The organism is Vibrio sp. 10N.247.310.24 (genome assembly GCF_041467175.1).
GTDB lineage: Bacteria > Pseudomonadota > Gammaproteobacteria > Enterobacterales > Vibrionaceae > Vibrio > Vibrio tasmaniensis_A.
The window spans coordinates 132096-149874 of record NZ_JBFSUD010000002.1; the positions used below are offsets into that span (position 1 = coordinate 132096).

General features: G+C 44.9%; 21 protein-coding genes. 14 read left to right on the forward strand and 7 right to left on the reverse strand.

From position 1 onward, the window contains the following. Window positions 1-73 precede the first annotated feature (73 nt). The 5 genes from AB6E08_RS01220 to AB6E08_RS01240 all read right to left on the reverse strand — a co-directional run bounded on the left by AB6E08_RS01220 (window position 74) and on the right by AB6E08_RS01240 (window position 4988). Window positions 74-943 (reverse strand): phosphoribulokinase, encoded by an 870-nt coding sequence (locus AB6E08_RS01220; protein WP_012604929.1) that lies wholly within the window; start codon window positions 941-943, stop codon window positions 74-76. Window positions 944-1020: 77 nt separating this feature from the next. Further along, the gene (locus tag AB6E08_RS01225; RefSeq protein ID WP_010435208.1) at window positions 1021-1233 is read right to left on the reverse strand and encodes a YheU family protein; all 213 of its coding nucleotides are present in this window, start codon (window positions 1231-1233) and stop codon (window positions 1021-1023) included. Window positions 1234-1328: 95 nt separating this feature from the next. Then, window positions 1329-2321, reverse strand: coding sequence for a hydrolase (locus AB6E08_RS01230; protein ID WP_012604928.1), 993 nt, complete (start codon window positions 2319-2321; stop codon window positions 1329-1331). A 277-nt stretch (window positions 2322-2598) separates the two neighbouring features. Continuing rightward, window positions 2599-3069, reverse strand: coding sequence for a TIGR02444 family protein (locus AB6E08_RS01235; protein WP_009848923.1), 471 nt, complete (start codon window positions 3067-3069; stop codon window positions 2599-2601). Next, the gene (locus tag AB6E08_RS01240) at window positions 3066-4988 is read right to left on the reverse strand and encodes an ABC transporter ATP-binding protein (protein WP_017096560.1); all 1923 of its coding nucleotides are present in this window, start codon (window positions 4986-4988) and stop codon (window positions 3066-3068) included. Before AB6E08_RS01240 ends, AB6E08_RS01235 begins: the two co-directional genes overlap by 4 nt. Before the next feature lie 174 nt (window positions 4989-5162). Here AB6E08_RS01240 and kefG point away from each other — a divergent pair, with 174 nt between their 5' ends. The 5 genes from kefG (at window position 5163) to AB6E08_RS01265 (ending at window position 9752) form a co-directional block, all read left to right on the forward strand. Then, on the forward strand, window positions 5163-5747 hold the full coding sequence (kefG, locus tag AB6E08_RS01245; protein ID WP_004729645.1) for a glutathione-regulated potassium-efflux system ancillary protein KefG: 585 nt from the start codon (window positions 5163-5165) through the stop codon (window positions 5745-5747). After that, window positions 5734-7530 (forward strand): glutathione-regulated potassium-efflux system protein KefB, encoded by a 1797-nt coding sequence (kefB, locus tag AB6E08_RS01250; protein WP_029225383.1) that lies wholly within the window; start codon window positions 5734-5736, stop codon window positions 7528-7530. Before kefG ends, kefB begins: the two co-directional genes overlap by 14 nt. Window positions 7531-7676: 146 nt before the next feature. Further along, complete coding sequence (locus AB6E08_RS01255) at window positions 7677-7877, forward strand: YheV family putative zinc ribbon protein (RefSeq protein ID WP_020477226.1); 201 nt, start codon at window positions 7677-7679, stop codon at window positions 7875-7877. Window positions 7878-7971: 94 nt separating this feature from the next. Continuing rightward, the gene (gene slyD, locus AB6E08_RS01260) at window positions 7972-8562 is read left to right on the forward strand and encodes a peptidylprolyl isomerase (RefSeq protein WP_009848928.1); all 591 of its coding nucleotides are present in this window, start codon (window positions 7972-7974) and stop codon (window positions 8560-8562) included. A 224-nt stretch (window positions 8563-8786) separates the two neighbouring features. Beyond that, on the forward strand, window positions 8787-9752 hold the full coding sequence (locus tag AB6E08_RS01265; protein WP_372064522.1) for an isoaspartyl peptidase/L-asparaginase family protein: 966 nt from the start codon (window positions 8787-8789) through the stop codon (window positions 9750-9752). Window positions 9753-9934: 182 nt separating this feature from the next. Here the strand turns inward: AB6E08_RS01265 and AB6E08_RS01270 are convergent, their stop codons facing one another. Then, window positions 9935-10162: a SlyX family protein gene (locus AB6E08_RS01270; RefSeq protein ID WP_009848930.1), complete on the reverse strand. Its 228-nt coding sequence runs from the start codon at window positions 10160-10162 to the stop codon at window positions 9935-9937. A 5-nt stretch (window positions 10163-10167) separates the two neighbouring features. Continuing rightward, window positions 10168-11145 carry a WD40 repeat domain-containing protein gene (locus tag AB6E08_RS01275; RefSeq protein WP_372064571.1) on the reverse strand — a complete coding sequence of 326 codons (978 nt, stop codon included), beginning with the start codon at window positions 11143-11145 and terminating at the stop codon, window positions 10168-10170. Window positions 11146-11276: 131 nt separating this feature from the next. On the opposite strand from AB6E08_RS01275, the gene fkpA reads away from it, so the two are divergent. The 9 genes from fkpA to AB6E08_RS01320 form a co-directional block, all read left to right on the forward strand. Next, a complete protein-coding gene (gene fkpA, locus AB6E08_RS01280; protein WP_004729852.1) occupies window positions 11277-12053 on the forward strand; it encodes an FKBP-type peptidyl-prolyl cis-trans isomerase in 777 nt (258 codons plus the stop codon). Window positions 12054-12258: 205 nt separating this feature from the next. Then, entirely contained in the window at window positions 12259-12984 is a 726-nt protein-coding gene (locus AB6E08_RS01285) for a transcriptional regulator (protein ID WP_004729851.1), read from the forward strand. Next, on the forward strand, window positions 12978-13367 hold the full coding sequence (gene tusD / locus AB6E08_RS01290; RefSeq protein ID WP_009848934.1) for a sulfurtransferase complex subunit TusD: 390 nt from the start codon (window positions 12978-12980) through the stop codon (window positions 13365-13367). The genes AB6E08_RS01285 and tusD overlap by 7 nt, the downstream gene beginning before the upstream one ends. Beyond that, on the forward strand, window positions 13364-13720 hold the full coding sequence (tusC, locus tag AB6E08_RS01295) for a sulfurtransferase complex subunit TusC (protein ID WP_017096568.1): 357 nt from the start codon (window positions 13364-13366) through the stop codon (window positions 13718-13720). Before tusD ends, tusC begins: the two co-directional genes overlap by 4 nt. A gap of 8 nt (window positions 13721-13728) precedes the next feature. Then, complete coding sequence (gene tusB, locus AB6E08_RS01300; protein WP_009848936.1) at window positions 13729-14004, forward strand: sulfurtransferase complex subunit TusB; 276 nt, start codon at window positions 13729-13731, stop codon at window positions 14002-14004. Between the two features lie 181 nt (window positions 14005-14185). Beyond that, entirely contained in the window at window positions 14186-14560 is a 375-nt protein-coding gene (rpsL, locus tag AB6E08_RS01305; RefSeq protein WP_012604917.1) for a 30S ribosomal protein S12, read from the forward strand. A 104-nt stretch (window positions 14561-14664) separates the two neighbouring features. Further along, window positions 14665-15135: a 30S ribosomal protein S7 gene (gene rpsG / locus AB6E08_RS01310; RefSeq protein ID WP_012604916.1), complete on the forward strand. Its 471-nt coding sequence runs from the start codon at window positions 14665-14667 to the stop codon at window positions 15133-15135. Window positions 15136-15301: 166 nt separating this feature from the next. Continuing rightward, a complete protein-coding gene (fusA, locus tag AB6E08_RS01315; protein ID WP_012604915.1) occupies window positions 15302-17398 on the forward strand; it encodes an elongation factor G in 2097 nt (698 codons plus the stop codon). 146 nt (window positions 17399-17544) lie between these two features. Continuing rightward, the coding region (locus AB6E08_RS01320) for a GTP-binding protein (RefSeq protein ID WP_372159598.1) at window positions 17545-17779 on the forward strand (235 nt) is incomplete at its 3' end.

The following is a 17779-nucleotide window of genomic DNA, read 5'->3' on the forward strand; positions in this document are numbered from 1 at the left end:
AAGCTACGATTTTTTACGCAAAATTGTGCACATGATCACGGTATGAAAAGTAATCAACCAGAATGTTGTTTTGTTAGCCTATTTTCCCGGTTTCTATAAGTTGTTGCAGGATCGGCCTTACAATGAGCTCCATAGCAAAACTCATCTTGCCTCCTGGCACCACAAGCGTGTTATGACGTGACATAAATGAGCCATCAATCATAGCCAACAGGTAAGGGAAATCGACGTTTTTGATGCCGCGCAAACGTATAACCACGAAGCTTTCGTCTAAACTTGGGATCCCTTTTGCATTCAGTGGATTTGATGTATCTACGGTAGGGACACGCTGAAAGTTGATATGAGTACGCGAAAACTGCGGGGTAATGTAGTTAAGGTAATCATCCATTGAGCGAACAATAGAATCCATCACCGCTTCGCGAGAGTGACCACGATCGCGTGTGTCACGAACGAATTTCTGGATCCACTCCAAGTTTACGATAGGTACCATGCCGATAAGCAGATCGACGTGTTGAGAAACATTGATGTCACCATCGACTACGCCACCGTGAAGACCTTCGTAGAACATCACATCCGAGTTTTCAGGGATCTCTTGCCATGGCGTAAAGGTGCCGGGCATTTGATTGTAAGGCACGGCTTCATCGAAGGTATGCAGATAGCTACGGACTTTTCCCGTGCCTTCATTGCCGTATTGACGGAAGAAATCTTCTAATGCACCAAAATCGTTAGCTTGTGGACCAAAGTAGCTGATGTGCTTACCTTGCTCGCGCGCCTTACGGATCTCGACATCCATCTCTGGTCGAGTGAAGCGATGGAAACTATCCCCTTCAACCCAAGCTGCCTTCACGTCCATCATATTGAACATTTTTCGGAAGGCTTCTGAGGTAGTGGTGGTGCCGGCTCCAGATGAACCTGTCACCGCAATAATTGGATGTTTAGCGGACATGACAACCCTTGTCTTTTGAGTAACTTACTTGTTAGCAATCGTTTACCACTATAACACGGCTCCTTTATGAGCGCAGCTTAGAAGCGTTTTGTGACTTGAATATCAACGGTTTCATGCAGTTCAGAAAACACGATACTCACTTCTCCTGAGGCTAATTGATGTTTCACTTGGTCAATTTTGTTTTGCAGTGAAACTTCTACGTCACCATAGTCTGTACCTTCACGCAGTACGAATTCTTTGATGAGGTTTTCCAGTGTCTCTGGCGCAATGTCTTGCCACGGAATGATCATAAATACTTCTCTCTTTTATGTTCATGGATAGGTTTATTGTTGTAGAAATGAGTGAGCTTAGTAATATTTTTACTGCTATTTACTAAGGCTCGTCATTATGCCGAATCTTGTAGACTTTCATAGTAGGCGGGTAATGCTTCTTCTAACCAAAATCTTGGCTTGAGTGTGCTGCCGGTAATGAACCCCACATGACCGCCTTTTTGAAACAGTCGATAATCGATGTTATCAGGCAGAACGAACTTTGGAATCACATCATCGGTCATGAAAGGATCGTCCTTGGCATGAATGATCTGAGTTGGTAGTTTGATCTTCTTGAGTTTAGGCAGTGCGGAGCATTGCGCATAATAATCTTGGGCATTTTTGAACCCATGCAGAGGCGCCGTGATTTGTTCATCAAACTCATACAGTTTGGTGATCTTCTTAATGGTTTCCGCTGTGACCCCCAGCTTTTCCTGTAGCAGGTTAACTTTTTTCAAGGCGTTTGATTTTAGAGAGTTGAGTAGATACTTCTTATAGAGCTTGGAGAAGCCCTGCTCAATGCGACTAGAACAACAAGCCAAGTCAAATGGAGCAGATACTATGGTCGCCGCCGACAGCAATGGGTCGTCTGCATACTCAGCCAAATAATTCGCCAGCATGTTACCCCCCAAAGAGATACCAACTGCAACTTTGGGGTTGTTGGGGAACTGCGCGTGCAGATGCCTTAGGAAAAAGCGCGCATCTTCGACTTCACCTGAATGGTATGCACGAGCCAAGCGATTTGGTTTTCCGCTGCAACCTCTAAAGTGCATCATCACTGATAGCCAACCATCTTTAGCAAATGCATTCATCAGCCCGTTGGCGTAAGGGCTCTCAAAGCTCCCTTCTAATCCGTGGAATAGAACGAATATTGGCTTGTTACTTTTATCATCATTGCTTGGTGTGTCACCGTCTGGCGATTCACTCCATGCAAGGTCTAGGAAATCGCCGTCGGGAGTTTCTAAGGTCTGCCATTGAGGAGCAAACAACGCCTGCTTTCTAATAAATCTTGGCACTAAGGTTTGTAAATGTGGATTCGATAGGCCAGCGGCAGCGGTAAATATTGTCATAAAAACAGTCCATGCTTCTTTTATGGGCTTTGATAAAGTGTTGAGCTTTTAGCGAAACGCCCACGTTTTTATTTGAGCTTGGTTGATTCTTAGCATAAGCGCAAGGGTTTCACTGATATGATCGACCAAAACAGGTGATGGGTAACTGGTTGAATAATATCAAGGTTGGGCGTATTAAAGACTCCCCCCAAATGTGTTTTAGTCAGCATGCGATCATGGTAACGAGCGAGCGCAGTTAAGCTTGGAGCTTGATTGAATAAAAGGAAAAGGAAATGCGTTAGGGCTGTGGTGCTGGTTCAGAAAAAGCGTCGTAGAGATTTTCCGCCCCTAATAAACGACAGTACTGTAAAGCGAGCGGTGATTGTTGGTTCGCTGTAAGTTGAAGAGACTTAATGCAGTCGACGAGGTCGGACTGTTGTTGCTTTTCAAGCTGCAGCTCAAATTGTAAGGCTTCACGGTAGAGTGAATCGACAACGTGTGCTTTGAGGTGTTTACGCAGCTCTCGATAACTATGAAGCAAGGTTTCAGAGCGGCTTAAGCATTGTTGCACCTTGTGCCACTCTTCCTCAGCAAAAGAGAGTTGCTGCTCATCAAGCCATTTGAGAAGCAGCAGTAGATTGACGTTGCCATGGAATTGGTTTTGCAAAGCTAAGCACGCATCCTTAACACCGCGCACACTGTAATACTGAAGGCTAAATTGCCATAGTCGTTCCAGTGTTAGTGATATTGGTGCGTGCTCTGGGCTCATAAGCTATCCATATCCAGTTCCATCTGCTCAAGCTCTTCTTGAGTGGACATCCAATCCATTTCAACTTCTTCTAGCTGTGACTTACTGCTCGCTTGTAGAGCGAGTACTTTATTCAGTTTAGCCTTATTTTCAGCTTCATACAGTGAAGTGTCGGATAATTCTTGCTCGGCTTCTTCAAGAGCCAACGTTAATTTATCCATCTGCTTTTCAAATTGAGTCAGCTTTTTACGAATGGGTGCCGTCAGTTTACGGAACTCTGCCTCTTTACGTTTCTGATCTTTTTTTGCTGCTGCACTGTTGGCGCCATCTTTTGCTGGTGCCAATGCTTGTGCTTCTTTGCGCTCAACTTTCTGTTGTTCGGTTAGCCACTTGTAGTAATCGCTAAGGTCACCATCAAACGGTGCAACTTGACGGTCGTGTACAAGGTACAAATCATCAGTAGTGGCACGAAGTAGGTAGCGGTCGTGCGATACGATAACCATCGCGCCTTCAAACGTCTGCAATGCAAACGTTAGTGCCTGACGCATATCGAGATCCAAGTGGTTGGTTGGTTCATCGAGTAGCAACAGGTTCGGTTTTTGCCATACCAGTAGCGCCAAAACTAAACGCGCTTTTTCACCACCGGAAAACGGTGCCACTTTATCGAGTGCTTTTTCACCTTGGAAGCCAAAGCTACCTAGGTAGTCACGCAGTTGTTGCTCGGTGTGTTTTGGCGCAATCTGCATCATGTGCTGAAGTGGTGTCTCTTCCGGGTGCAGCGTCTCTAATTGATGTTGGGCAAAGTAACCCATTTTAACGCCTTGCGAATAGCTTAGCTCGCCACCTTGCTGTTTCAGTTCGCCTGAAAGTAGCTTAATCAGCGTCGATTTACCTGCACCATTTCGACCAAGCAAACCAATACGGCTGCCCGGTACTAGGTTTAGGCGAATCTTCTCTAGAATCAGGTTGTCGTCGTAACCCGCCGATACCTCGTCCATCATCATGATTGGGTTTGGTAGTGCGTCTGGTTCTCTAAATTCAAAGCTGAAAGGGTTATCAAACTGAGCGGGCAGTACTTGTTCCATTTTCTCTAGCGCTTTAATACGGCTTTGCGCTTGGCGAGCTTTTGAAGCTTTGTAACGGAAACGGTCAATGTAGCTCTGCATGTGCGACATTTGTTTCTGCTGCTTTTGGTACATAGCTTGTTGCAGAATTAGCTTTTGCGCTCGTTGGGTTTCGAACGACGAGTAGTTACCGGTGTATTCATTGAGCAGTTGATTTTCAACATGCACGATGCGGTTGACGATAGGATCCAAGAAGTCCCTATCGTGTGAGATAAGAACGAGTGTGCCTGGGTAGTTTTGTAACCAGCGTTCTAGCCACATTACAGCGTCTAAATCCAAGTGGTTGGTTGGCTCATCGAGTAACAGTAGGTCACTGCGACACAGTAGGGCTTGCGCTAGGTTTAAACGCATACGCCAACCCCCTGAAAATTGAGTCAGGTTCCATGTCATTTGTTCTTGGCGAAAGCCCAGGCCGTCTAACAGCTCAGCCGCGCGTGCTTTGATGCTATAACCACCAATGGTTTCAATCTTGCCATGGATCTCTGCGACTAATGTGCCGTTGTCGGCTTGTTCGGCTTTCTCAAGTTGATCTTCAAGGCCACGGTATTCACGGTCGCCATCAATCACGTATTCAATTGCTGTTCTTTCTAATGCAGGTGTTTCTTGAGCAACCCAAGCCATTTCCCAATGGGCTGGTTTACTGAATGAGCCTGCATCAATAGACAGTTCGTCCTTAATTAGGGCGAACAGCGTAGATTTACCACAGCCGTTTTTACCAACCAAACCGATCTTGTCGCCAGGATGAAAAGTCGCAGATGCTTGGTCGAGGAGTGGCTTACCACCGCGGAGCAATTGAATATCAGAGAAAGTAATCATAATTGAAATAGCATAGAAATTAGAGGTGAACAGACGCCTGCATAGTAGGCTGAAACCAGATAAAAGTCGATCACAATGCAATTTGCGTTATGATGCCAATAACATATTAATAACTTTTGCTTAAATTCTTGTGGCCTTGCCACCGTTTAGCCCTCAAAGGAATGTTTCAAAGGAATGAGTAATACTCCCTCGACAGACAAAGCCGTGCCAAAGGTGTTAATAATCTACGCACACCCAGAGCCGCACACCTCTATTGCTAATCAAATGATGGTTAAAAAGGTCGAGTCGCTCGGTCATGTCAAAATTCACGATCTCTACGCCATCTACCCAGACTTCTTTATCGATGTGCCTTATGAGCATGATTTACTCCTAGAGTACGATGTGATTGTGTTCCAACATCCTCTGTTTATGTATTCCTGTCCTTCGTTATTGAAGGAGTGGTTTGATCGTGTGTTAGGCAAAGGATTTGCATTCGGTGAGCAGAGTGCGCTTAAAGGCAAACACTGGCGCAGCGTTATTACTACCGGTGGTAAAGAAGAGGCGTTTGGCGCCGCAGGCTATAATAAATATCCATTACAAGAGATCTTGCAACCATTCGAGCTAACCGCTGCTTTGTGTCAGATGCACTGGATATCCCCCTTAGTTTTACACTGGGCGAGAAATGTTTCGGATATGACGCTTTACCAACACGCAGAAGCGTATCGAAATTGGTTGCGAGACCCGCTACAAGATATAGGAGCGAATGATGGCTCTGACTAATGATTTTCTACAAAGTAGCGTTATATTTTTAGCGGCTGCTGTGGTTGCGGTTCCTATCGCTCAGCGAGCTGGCTTAGGTTCAGTACTCGGCTATCTATTAGCTGGCGTGGCGATTGGCCCATGGGGGCTTGGTTTAATCAGTGATGTAGAGGCGATTCTACACTTCTCCGAATTCGGGGTGGTACTGCTGCTCTTCTTGATTGGTCTCGAACTTAATCCGAAAAAACTGTGGCAGATGCGAGCCCCCATTCTAGGACTCGGTGGCGCGCAAGTGCTGATCACCACTCTGATTATTACCGCCATCGCGTGTATGTTTGGTTTAACTTGGCAAACTAGCTTGGTCATCGGCATGGGTTTAGCTTTGTCTTCGACCGCTATTGCGTTGCGTGTTATTGAAGAGCGAGAGCTTGGTGGCAAAGAAGCAGGGCAGTCAGGCTTTGCGGTATTACTTTTCCAAGATATAGCCGTTATCCCTATGTTGGCGATGCTGCCTCTGCTTGCGGGTAATACGGGCGGCAGCTGGGCTGATATGCTGTGGATGCTAGGTGGTGTAATTGGCTTACTTGTCGGTGGTCACTTCTTGTTGAGACCTCTGTTCCGATATGTAGTCATGAGCGGTGTGCGTGAGTTGTTCACGGTCGCGGCGCTGTTATTGGTGATTGGTATTGCCGTCATCATGCAGCAGATTGGTTTGTCGATGGCATTAGGTACTTTCTTGGCGGGCGTACTTCTGGCTGAAAGTGAATATCGACACGAGCTTGAAATCGCGATTGACCCATTCAAAGGGTTACTGCTTGGCTTGTTCTTTATTTCGGTTGGTATGGCGGTGAACTTAGGTTTACTGGCAGAAAGCCCATTCGCAATATTGATTGCGGTGTCGTCTCTGGTCGTATTGAAAGGTTTGGTGCTGTATGCGCTGGCTCGTATCTTCGGCACTCAAGCTAAAGCGCGCAGCCGAATGGCGATGATTCTCAGCCAAGGTGGTGAGTTTGCCTTCGTAATTTTTACCGCTGCGAGTGCACAAGGCATCTTAAGTGGCGACCAAGTGTCGTTCTTACTGGTTGTTGTGAGCCTTTCTATGGTGACCACGCCATTGATGCTTAAGCTGCAAGACCGATTCTTTGCTCGTCAACTCAATCAAATCAGTGAAAGCGCCATGTCTTCGGATGTGGTTGATCGTAGCCCTCGAGTGATCATTGCAGGCTTTGGTCGTTTCGGTCAGATCATTGGTCGCTTGATGTACGCTAATAAGATTCGTATCACCGTCCTTGAAAGTGATGCCAGCCAAATACACATCCTTAGAAAGTTCGGCTACAAGGTGTTCTACGGTGACTCGACTCATCTTGAATTATTACGCGCAGCCGGAGCTGATAAAGCGGAAGCGATCGTGTTGTGTACCGACTCTCCAGACGAAATCATGAAAACTGTCGACTTGTGTAAGCAGCATTTCCCACAGTTAAAGATTTTAGCGCGCGCTCGAAGCCGTGTTGAAGCGTATCAATTACTTAACCACGGTGTGAGCAACTACTCGCGTGAAACCTTCCTTGGGGCTCTGGATTTAGGTCGTCAAACATTGACTGAACTTGGCATGCATCCATATAAAGCGAAGCGAGCAGAAGCACACTTTAGGAAACTGGATAATGGTATGCTGAAAGAGTTGCTGCCTCAGCATAACGAAGATGCCGAGTTAGCCCAAAGAGCGAAAGAGGCTCGTAAAGAGCTTGAAGAGATTTTTGGACACGAGATGGAAAACGATCACCAATCTCGAAATTATTGGCAATAGTCTGGAGTGAATTGCTCTTCAGAACTTATAACCAAGATTTTATAACTAACAACAATACACCCTAATAATAAACGCGGTCTCTACAGAGCCTTTAACTCAGAGACGAATAGAAGAACTGCGAATCCAGAGTAGTAAAGGATATGAACGTGAAACAGAAAAAACGCTTTATCGCTGGGGCGAGCTGCCCAAGCTGTAGTACTCAAGACACACTCCGCTGGTGGGTTGAAAATAATATCGAGCTGGTGGAATGCGTCGATTGTGACTTCACCGAGCAGCGTAAACCGAAAACTGTAGAGAAATCTGAACACGCAAATCAAGAAATGATCGGTATTTTTAAGCCAGAATGATTGAGTTTCGTCAATTGATCCCCATAATATCCGGGTACAGAATTTTTCCTAAGCTCAACTGTTCGAGCTTAGTCCAAACCTCCTTGGAGCTCTCATGAAAATTGAAAAGAACGTAGTAGTTAGTGTTGCATATCAAGTGAAACTTGAAGATGGCGTAGTAGTTGACCAATCAACTGCAGAAGCTCCACTAGATTACCTTCACGGTCACAACAACCTAATTACAGGTCTTGAAAAAGAGCTTGAAGGCAAAGTCGCTGGCGACAAGTTCTCAGCAACTGTTACTCCAGAAGACGCTTACGGCGAGCACAACGATGACCTAGTTCAACGTGTTCCTGCAGACGTATTCCAAGGTGTTGAGCAAATCGAAGTTGGCATGCGTTTCCTAGCGGATACTGACCAAGGTCCAATCCCAGTTGAAGTTACTGAAGTAGATGGCGACGAAGTTGTTGTTGACGGTAACCACATGCTAGCTGGCCAAACTCTAACGTTTGACGTTGAAGTTGTAGCGGTTCGTGAAGCGACTGAAGAAGAAGTTCAACACGGTCACGTACACCAAGAAGGCGGCTGTGGCGGTCACGACCACGATCATGATCACGAAGGTGGTTGCTGTGGTGGCGAAGGCCATGACCATGCTGAAGAGAAAAAAGACGGCTGCTGCGGCGGCGGTAGCTGTGGTTCTCACTAACGGTTTAGTTTAAGAATATTGAAAGCCTCCCTTGTGGAGGTTTTTTTCGTTTAGGGTGCTAGCTTTTTGAGCTGGCTTTCCGTCTACCAAACTAATTGTCTGCAAATCTTAGTGTCCGCAAATCTAAGCGTTCGTAAATAGTTTGGTTTTCGCTATCAGACATCAAACCATGGATGTGGTATTGATAGCACAACATTATAAGTCGACGTCAGTGGAGAGTTTGTATGTCACAGCCTTTTTCAATTGCCATTCATGGTGGTGCAGGCACCATCTTACGAGAGCAAATGAGCGATGAATTAAAAACGGGTATTACCGAGGCTTTGGAGAAGTCGGTTTTGGCTGGTTATCAAGTACTGCAATCAGGTGGTGATGCGCTGGATGCGGTGGTAGCATCGGTTAAAGTGATGGAAGACAGCCCACACTTTAATGCCGGTAAAGGTTCGGTTCTGACTCATGATGAATTTGTTGAGATGGATGCTTCTGTGATGCACGGTCGCGAAATGGATGCGGGTGCTATTGCCGGTGTCCGCCATATCAAAAACCCCATTGAGCTGGCGCGTGATGTGATGCTTAAAAGCGATCATGTGCTGTTGATTGGTGAAGGCGCAGAGAAGTTTGCGTTTGAGCATGAGTATACCTTCACCGAGCAAGATTACTTCTTTACTGAGCGTCGTTATGACCAACTTCAATCGATGAAAGAGAAAGGCATCTTTGCGCTGTCTGAATCGAAATATGATGAACAACAAGCCCAAAAATATCCAGATGATAAGAAGTACGGCACGGTTGGCGCAGTAGCATTAGACCAGGCCGGTAACTTAGCGGCAGCAACCAGTACCGGTGGCGTAACCAATAAAAAATACGGTCGTGTGGGAGATTCTCCAATCATAGGTGCAGGCACTGTTGCTGAAAATGGCAACGTGGCCGTATCAACGACAGGAATGGGCGAGTTCTTTCTACGTAAAATGGTTGCCAGTGATGTGGCGGCACGAATGCGTTATCTCAAGGAAGATGTGCATACGGCTTGTGAAACGATAATTCAAGGTGAATTGAAAACCATGGGTGGTGAAGGTGGCTTGATTGCTATCGATGGACAGGGTGATATTCATTTCGGTATGAACAGTTCAGGAATGTACCGTGCGAGTGTTGATACTAATGGCTGCGTGGAAGTGAAAATTTATGCCGATGACTAAGTTTGTATTGCCTTAACTGACTTTAGTTGAATTAGCGCAGATTAAACAACCAAAAGGGCGACAGATAAGTATCTGTCGCCCTTTTGGTTCTCTATGTCCCGTCCTGACATGTGTTTACACATTGAGGACGAGAAACTAACGATATGCGTCGCTAGAATTAATTCGTTATCTTTAAACCGCACTTAATAGTGTGGGGGTGGCGTCTCTTCTGATGCGTCAGCGAGGTTTGAGCCATCCATATTTTTTACTTTGCCAACCACGAACTTCATCTGGTCTTGCATTCTCGTGATCAACATCTGTTGTTGGCTAAGCGCTTCATTAAGTTCTTCAATGGTTTGCTCTTGGAAAGCCAACTGACATTCTAGGTCATTCACGCGGCTTTCTAATTGTTCAACTCGCTTTTCTGTCATCGTTCTTAATCCACATTCCAAGCTTGGGCAATGCCCGCAGAGGTGCCCGATATCACACGGTTCTTATCATCAAAGGCTGCATCATACACTACCGCACGAGGAGGGCGAGCATCTTTTAATGGCTCGGCGTCGTGGCGAGAAATGCGTTTACCATCTTGAGTACTCCACACGCTCACTTGGCTAGATGGCGTACCTGTTACCAACATACTGCCGTCATCAGAAAAGCGAGCACTGGAGAAAATTAGCTGTCGAGACCAGCTCTGCAATTGAGCTTGAGGTTCACCTGTCTCAAGATCCCAGATCATCGCTTGATTCCCTCCATCGGAGGTAAAAGCTAGCTCTCCATCTCGTTGTAAGGCAACTCGTACGACTCTTTGTTCGTGCTCGAATGTACGCAATACCAAGCCTGATTCGGTATCCCAAAGGTAAGCTTTATAGTCGTTACCGCCTGATAATGCGTAGCGCCCATTCGAAGATAGGGAGACGGAATTAACTTTTTCTCGGTGAGCGAGGAACTCCAGACGGCGTCCGGTGACTAAGTCCACATAGATAGCTTTGCCATTAGATAGGCCCAGCAGTACTTTTTCACCGTTGCTAGAGATATCAACATCGCGAATTAAGCCATCGGAAATCGACCATAGCCCTTCAGCTTGTGTCCAAGATAAGTCCCAAACGGCGAAATTCATCTGACTGGCGGTAATGGCAAAGCGACCATTGTCAGAGATGCGAATACGCGATACTTGATTTTCGGATTGATCTTGTGGACCAAGCTGAGCCAGTTCTTTGTTCTGGGCAAGATCCCAGAGTAACAGTTGTTTTTGCTGAGAGTAGAGCAGGGCGAAACGTCCATCTCTGCTTAGGGCAAAGCTGGTGGCACCATTGGGTTCAATTTCCCAACGTTGCTCATCATCTTGAAAGAAAAAGCAACCATTTAACAAGGTGATGACAATCGTACATAGCAATGAGTGGAAAAATATTCGCATCACATCTAATAATCCGGTTTGTGTCGAAAGACATATGACTAGTATATTGTTATAACTAACGTATTCACACCAATCTAATCATTAGATTTGTGCACAATAACCAATGGCTTGGCCATTAATTGGAGAATTCAATGAAATCAGTTTTAAAAGTATCACTGCTTGCCGCAACGGTTATGCTAGCAGTTGGTTGTCAGAAAGAAGAACCAAAGGCAGAAGCTCCACAGGTAGAAGAAGCTAAAGTTGCAGCAGTAAACTTTAAAACAGAAGATGACAAAGCGGCATACGCAATCGGTGTATCTTTCGCGAACTACCTAAGCACAAGCATTGATAAGCCAAGCGAGCTAGGCATTAACCTAGACAAAGATATGGTTCTTCAAGGTATCGAAGACGTATTCGCAGAGAAAACAGCACTTAACGAAGAAGAAACTCGCGCAGCTCTTGAAGCTCTAGACAAGCGTGTTGCTGAAACAATGCAAGCACAAGCGGCAGAAAAATCTGCAGAAGTGAAGAAAGCCGGTGATGATTTCCGTGCTGAGTTCGCTAAAACTGAAGGCGTTAAGCAAACTGAATCTGGTCTACTTTACCAAGTAATGACGGCTGGTGAAGGTGCTTCTCCAAAAGACACTGATACCGTTCAAGTACACTACAAAGGTACGCTAACCGACGGTACTCAGTTCGACAGCTCTTACGATCGTGGCGAACCAGCAACATTCCCACTAAACCGCGTAATCCCAGGCTGGACTGAAGGCGTACAACTGATGCAAGTTGGTTCTAAGTACAAGTTCGTTATCCCGCCAGAGCTAGCATACGGTGAGCAAGACACACCGACTATCCCTGCTAACTCAACGCTAGTATTCGAAGTTGAATTACTTAAAATTGATAACGCTGAAGCGGCTCCTGCTCAGTAATATCAGCTAAAAGTTTTATTCTAAAATACGTTGATTGAATAAAAAGCCTAACTTTGAGTTAGGCTTTTTTTATGATTTGAAGGTGAGTATTTGATTTTTAAACTTGTTCTAAATCACTAGTTGCAATGTTAGCTAGGTGTGCAATTAAAATTTTCTGATAAACTTACATAAATTTGTTGATTTTTCACACGAAGGTAAGGAATAAGTGACTACTACAGAAACAGTCAATGCAGATGTGTTACTTGAAATGGAATCAGTCCACGTTATGCCATTCAGTGAACACGATAAAATCATTCTAAGATCTTATGAGGCCGTTGTTGACGGTATTGCGAGTCTTATCGGTCCGTTTTGTGAAATCGTTTTACACTCTTTAGAAGACCTCAATACTTCTGCGATTAAAATTGCCAACGGCGAAAATACAGGTCGTCAGGTTGGTTCGCCGATCACTGATCTCGCATTGAAGATGTTGAAAGATATTGAAGGTTCTAAGCGTAACTTCTCTCGTTCATATTTTACTCGCGCTAAAGGCGGGGTACTAATGAAGTCGATCACGGTTGCTATCCGCAATGGTGAAGACCGAGTGATTGGCTTACTGTGTATTAACGTGAACTTAGATGCGCCATTCTCACAAGTGCTGCAATCTTTCATGCCTACGCAAGACGCGGACGAAGCTGCGTCATCTGTTAACTTTGCTAGTGATGTTGAAGAACTTGTCGATCAAACGGTTGAACGCACGATTGAAGAAATCAATGCAGACAAATCTGTATCGAACAACACCAAAAATCGCCAAATCGTGATGGAGCTATACGACAAAGGTATTTTCGACATCAAAGACGCGATTAACCGCGTTGCTGAGCGATTGAATATCTCTAAGCACACAGTGTACTTGTACATCCGTCAACGTAAAACAGAGGATGAAGAGGGTTGTTAAGCTATACACTCTTAGTTAATGGACCCGTTTACGGGTCACAATCCGCAAGAAGTGCTTATCAGTTTGCTGTGGCTCTATTGAAACAGGGCCACAAACTTCACAGTGTGTTCTTCTATCAAGACGGCGTCAGTAATGGCTCTGGCATTACTGTGCCGGCTAATGATGAATTTGACTTAGCTGCCGCTTGGCAAAAACTGGCGGACGAGCACAATGTTAGCCTAGAGACATGTGTTGCTGCTGCGCTAAGGCGTGGAGTTATCAGCACTGAAGAAGCGGCGCAACATCAATTAATTGCCTCTAACTTGGCGACAGGGTTTACCCAAGCAGGCTTAGGGAGTTTATCTGAAGCACTTCTGACGCAAGATAGGGTTGTCCAGTTTTGAGCACATTAGCATTTATATTTAACAGCTTTCCTCATACAACGGCTGCAGGTAGGGAAGGGCTAGACGCATTGTTAGCGGCTTCAGCTTACAGTGAAGACATCAGCGTATTCTTTGTCGGTGATGGCGTTACACAGCTTCTCAAAGCGCAACAGCCTGATGAATCCTTATCACGTGACTATATTTCTGCATTCAAGCTTATGGACCTCTACGACATCGAGCAGGTTTACGTGTGTCAACATAGCCTCAATCAGTTTGGTCTCTCGACTGATAACTTACTGATCGATGTGACTGCGCTAGAAATGAATGAGTTGACGCAGAAGTTAGCTCAGAGCCAAAAAATACTGACTTTCTAGGGAACGTTATGCTTCATATTGTAAAATCAGTAGACAAACTCAAGCTTGCATTGATGTACTCGCAACAAAAGGACCATATCCTTTTGGTTGAAGATGCGGTGTATGTTTGCCTTCCAAATCATGAGTTATTCAATCAAATCTCCACCGTTAAACATGTGTCGGTATTAAAAACAGATCTTTATAGTCGAGGTTTACAACAACTTGCTTCAAGCACCCTGGATCAAGTGGACTTCGATGGATTCGTAAAACTGACTGTTTTGAACGACAAATCAGTCACTTGGTAGCTGCATTTTATCAGTGTGGTTAAAAAAAGACCATCCTGAGCTCTAGACGGCTAAAAAAGATCTGTATATTTCTTGACACACATCCCACTGCTGAATAGAATTTTGCGTCCCTATTTACACTATGTGTAATAGGGCTAGATTTTTCATCAAGCTTACTTTCAAGTAAATCAGGAGCTAGTTAATGGCAACTATTAACCAGTTGGTACGTACTCCTCGTGTAAAGCAGGTTGTTAAAAGCAACGTGCCTGCACTAGAAGCGTGCCCACAAAAACGTGGTGTATGTACTCGCGTATATACTACTACTCCAAAAAAACCGAACTCAGCACTACGTAAAGTATGTCGTGTTCGTCTAACTAACGGCTTTGAAGTTACTTCATACATCGGCGGCGAAGGTCATAACCTTCAAGAACACAGTGTTGTTCTTATCCGTGGTGGTCGTGTTAAAGATTTACCAGGTGTGCGTTACCACACTGTTCGCGGTGCACTTGACTGTGCAGGCGTTAACGACCGTAAGAAAGGTCGTTCTAAGTATGGTGTGAAACGTCCTAAGTCTTAATGCGTCTTTTTTTTAAAAGAAAGCGTTAAGTAAGGCCAAACACTATTTATTTATTATTCTGAAAAGTTTTGGAAAAAACCTGAAGAAGACAACGGAGAAATTCCATGCCACGTCGTCGCGTAATAGGCCAGCGTAAGATCCTTCCAGATCCTAAGTTCAAATCTGAGCTGCTGGCAAAATTCGTTAACATCCTTATGGTTGACGGAAAAAAATCTACTGCAGAGAAGATTGTTTACACTGCACTAGAAGTTATGGCTGAGAAATCTGGTAAAGATCACTTAGCTGTATTTGAAGAAGCTCTTGAAAATGTTCGTCCAGCGGTAGAAGTTAAATCTCGCCGTGTGGGTGGTTCAACTTACCAAGTACCTGTAGAAGTTCGTCCGGTTCGCCGTAACGCTCTTGCTATGCGTTGGGTAGTTGAAGCTGCGCGTAAGCGTGGTGAAAAATCTATGGCTCAACGCCTAGCTGCTGAAATGCTAGACGCGTCTGAGAACAAAGGTACTTCGGTTAAGAAACGTGAAGACGTTCACCGTATGGCTGACGCAAACAAAGCGTTCGCACATTACCGCTGGTAATACCTTTTTAGTGCTGCAAGTTTCCTTGCAGCACTTCTTTAGTTCCTATGCTTATGCTAGGAACTATTGCTATTTCTAGGGCAAGCACTTTTTAGCGAAGTATCGCTTTTAACGCATAATCTAGACATAGCAATAGTCCCTAAGTCTCTAATAAGAGGATTCAACCGTGGCTCGTAAAACTCCTATTGAGCAATACCGTAATATCGGTATCGTTGCTCACGTAGATGCAGGTAAAACAACCACAAGTGAACGTATTCTGTTCTATACCGGTCTTTCTCACAAAATCGGCGAAGTTCACGATGGTGCAGCAACCATGGATTGGATGGAGCAAGAGCAAGAGCGCGGTATTACGATCACTTCAGCAGCAACTACTACGTTTTGGCGTGGTATGGAAGCTCAGTACTCTGACCACCGTATTAATATCATCGACACTCCGGGGCACGTTGACTTCACAATCGAAGTAGAACGTTCTCTGCGTGTGCTTGATGGTGCAGTTGTTGTGTTCTGTGGCTCATCTGGTGTTGAACCTCAGTCAGAGACTGTATGGCGTCAAGCTGATAAGTACCAAGTTCCACGTATGGTTTTCGTTAATAAAATGGACCGTACAGGCGCAGACTTCTTGCGTGTAGTTGAACAGATCAAGGATCGCCTAGGCGCAACTCCTGTTCCAATTCAACTGAACATTGGTGCTGAAGAAAACTTCCAAGGCGTTGTCGATCTTATCAAGATGAAGGCGATTAACTGGAATGAAGCTGACCAAGGCATGACTTTCACGTACGAAGATATTCCTGCAGACATGCAAGAAATGGCTGAAGAATATCGTACAGAACTTGTTGAAGCTGCTGCAGAAGCAAATGAAGAGCTGATGGATAAGTACCTTGAAGAAGGTGAACTAACAGAAGCTGAAATCAAACAAGGTCTTCGTACTCGTACCCTTAATAATGAAATCGTACTTGCTACTTGTGGTAGTGCATTCAAAAACAAAGGTGTACAAGCTGTTCTAGATGCAGTTGTTGATTTTCTTCCTTCTCCAGTCGATGTACCTGCAATTAAAGGTATCGATGAAGACGAGAACGAAGCAGAGCGTCATGCAGACGACAAAGAACCGTTCTCAGCGCTAGCATTTAAAATTGCAACAGACCCATTTGTTGGTACTTTAACTTTCATCCGTGTTTACTCTGGTGTTGTTGAAAGCGGTAAAACAGCTTACAACTCTGTGAAGAAACAACGTGAACGTTTAGGGCGCATTGTTCAAATGCACTCAAACAAGCGTGAAGAAGTAAAAGAAGTACGAGCAGGTGACATCGCAGCCATTATCGGCCTTAAAGATGTTACTACTGGTGAAACTCTATGTGATCAGAACCATAAAATTGTTCTTGAACGTATGGAATTCCCAGATCCAGTTATTCAGATCGTTGTAGAGCCTCGCTCTCAAGCTGATCAAGATAAAATGACTATCGCGTTAGGTAAGCTAGCGGCAGAAGATCCATCGTTCCGTGTTGAAACGGATGACGAGACTGGCCAGACACTAATCTCTGGTATGGGTGAACTGCACTTAGATATCATCGTTGACCGCATGAAGCGTGAATTCAGTGTGAACTGCAACGTTGGTAATCCGCAAGTTGCTTATCGTGAAACCATTCGTGGTACAGCAAAAGCTGAAGGTAAATTTATCCGCGAACATGGTGGTAAAGGACAGTACGGTCACGTGTGGCTGAAACTGGAACCATCAGAAGCCGGTGAAGGCTTTGTCTTCGTAGATGAAATTGCCAATGGTATCGTGCCAAAAGAGTTCATTACCTCTGTCGCTAAAGGCGTTGAAGAGCAAATGAACAATGGTGTATTAGCGGGCTATCCAGTTTTGGATATCAAAGCTACACTATATGATGGTTCTTACCATGAAGTAGATTCAAGTGAGATGGCGTTTACAATCGCTGCCTCTATGGCTTTCAGAACAGGTGCACTAGAAGCGCAACCAGTTTTGCTTGAGCCTATGATGAAAGTTGAAGTAACTACTCCAGAAGACTGGATGGGTGACGTTGTTGGCGATATTAACCGTCGTCGCGGCATCATCGAAGGTATGGACGAGGGGACAGCTGGCCTGAAGATAATTCGTGCACAAGTTCCGTTGTCTGTCATGTTCGGTTACGCAACTGATTTACGTTCTGCGACACAAGGTCGTGCTTCTTACTCTATGGAGTTTAGTGAGTACGCTGAAGTGCCAAAAAATGTTGCTAATGCAATCATTGCAGAGCGTGGTTAAACAAAAGGGACGCATTTTTTTCATTTTTTGAAAGAACAATGCGTCCAAATATTGCGCTAACGAGAGTTGGCGCATAAAATAGCAATTTCTGGCGCGTCTCGCTCAATAATGAACGTGGCGAATCATAACTAGGAAGGAACACGATTGTGTCTAAAGAAAAATTTGAACGTACGAAACCGCACGTAAACGTTGGTACTATCGGCCACGTTGACCACGGTAAAACAACTCTAACTGCTGCTATCTGTACTACACTTGCAAAAGTGTACGGCGGTGTTGCTAAAGATTTCGCATCTATCGATAACGCTCCAGAAGAGCGCGAGCGCGGTATCACAATCGCAACTTCTCACGTTGAGTACGATACTCCTGAACGTCACTACGCAC

Excerpts from the sequence above, each read along its gene's own strand:
- slyD (WP_009848928.1), top strand. The coding sequence starts at position 7,972 with ATGAAAATTGAAAAGAACGTAGTAGTTAGTGTTGCATATCAAGTGAAA.
- AB6E08_RS01230 (WP_012604928.1), bottom strand. The coding sequence starts at position 2,321 with ATGACAATATTTACCGCTGCCGCTGGCCTATCGAATCCACATTTACAA.
- rpsG (WP_012604916.1), top strand. The coding sequence starts at position 14,665 with ATGCCACGTCGTCGCGTAATAGGCCAGCGTAAGATCCTTCCAGATCCT.
- AB6E08_RS01265 (WP_372064522.1), top strand. The coding sequence starts at position 8,787 with ATGTCACAGCCTTTTTCAATTGCCATTCATGGTGGTGCAGGCACCATC.
- AB6E08_RS01270 (WP_009848930.1), bottom strand. The coding sequence starts at position 10,162 with ATGACAGAAAAGCGAGTTGAACAATTAGAAAGCCGCGTGAATGACCTA.
- tusB (WP_009848936.1), top strand. The coding sequence starts at position 13,729 with ATGCTTCATATTGTAAAATCAGTAGACAAACTCAAGCTTGCATTGATG.
- AB6E08_RS01220 (WP_012604929.1), bottom strand. The coding sequence starts at position 943 with ATGTCCGCTAAACATCCAATTATTGCGGTGACAGGTTCATCTGGAGCC.
- AB6E08_RS01225 (WP_010435208.1), bottom strand. The coding sequence starts at position 1,233 with ATGATCATTCCGTGGCAAGACATTGCGCCAGAGACACTGGAAAACCTC.
- AB6E08_RS01240 (WP_017096560.1), bottom strand. The coding sequence starts at position 4,988 with ATGATTACTTTCTCTGATATTCAATTGCTCCGCGGTGGTAAGCCACTC.
- fkpA (WP_004729852.1), top strand. The coding sequence starts at position 11,277 with ATGAAATCAGTTTTAAAAGTATCACTGCTTGCCGCAACGGTTATGCTA.
- rpsL (WP_012604917.1), top strand. The coding sequence starts at position 14,186 with ATGGCAACTATTAACCAGTTGGTACGTACTCCTCGTGTAAAGCAGGTT.
- AB6E08_RS01275 (WP_372064571.1), bottom strand. The coding sequence starts at position 11,145 with ATGCGAATATTTTTCCACTCATTGCTATGTACGATTGTCATCACCTTG.
- kefB (WP_029225383.1), top strand. The coding sequence starts at position 5,734 with ATGGCTCTGACTAATGATTTTCTACAAAGTAGCGTTATATTTTTAGCG.
- AB6E08_RS01235 (WP_009848923.1), bottom strand. The coding sequence starts at position 3,069 with ATGAGCCCAGAGCACGCACCAATATCACTAACACTGGAACGACTATGG.
- kefG (WP_004729645.1), top strand. The coding sequence starts at position 5,163 with ATGAGTAATACTCCCTCGACAGACAAAGCCGTGCCAAAGGTGTTAATA.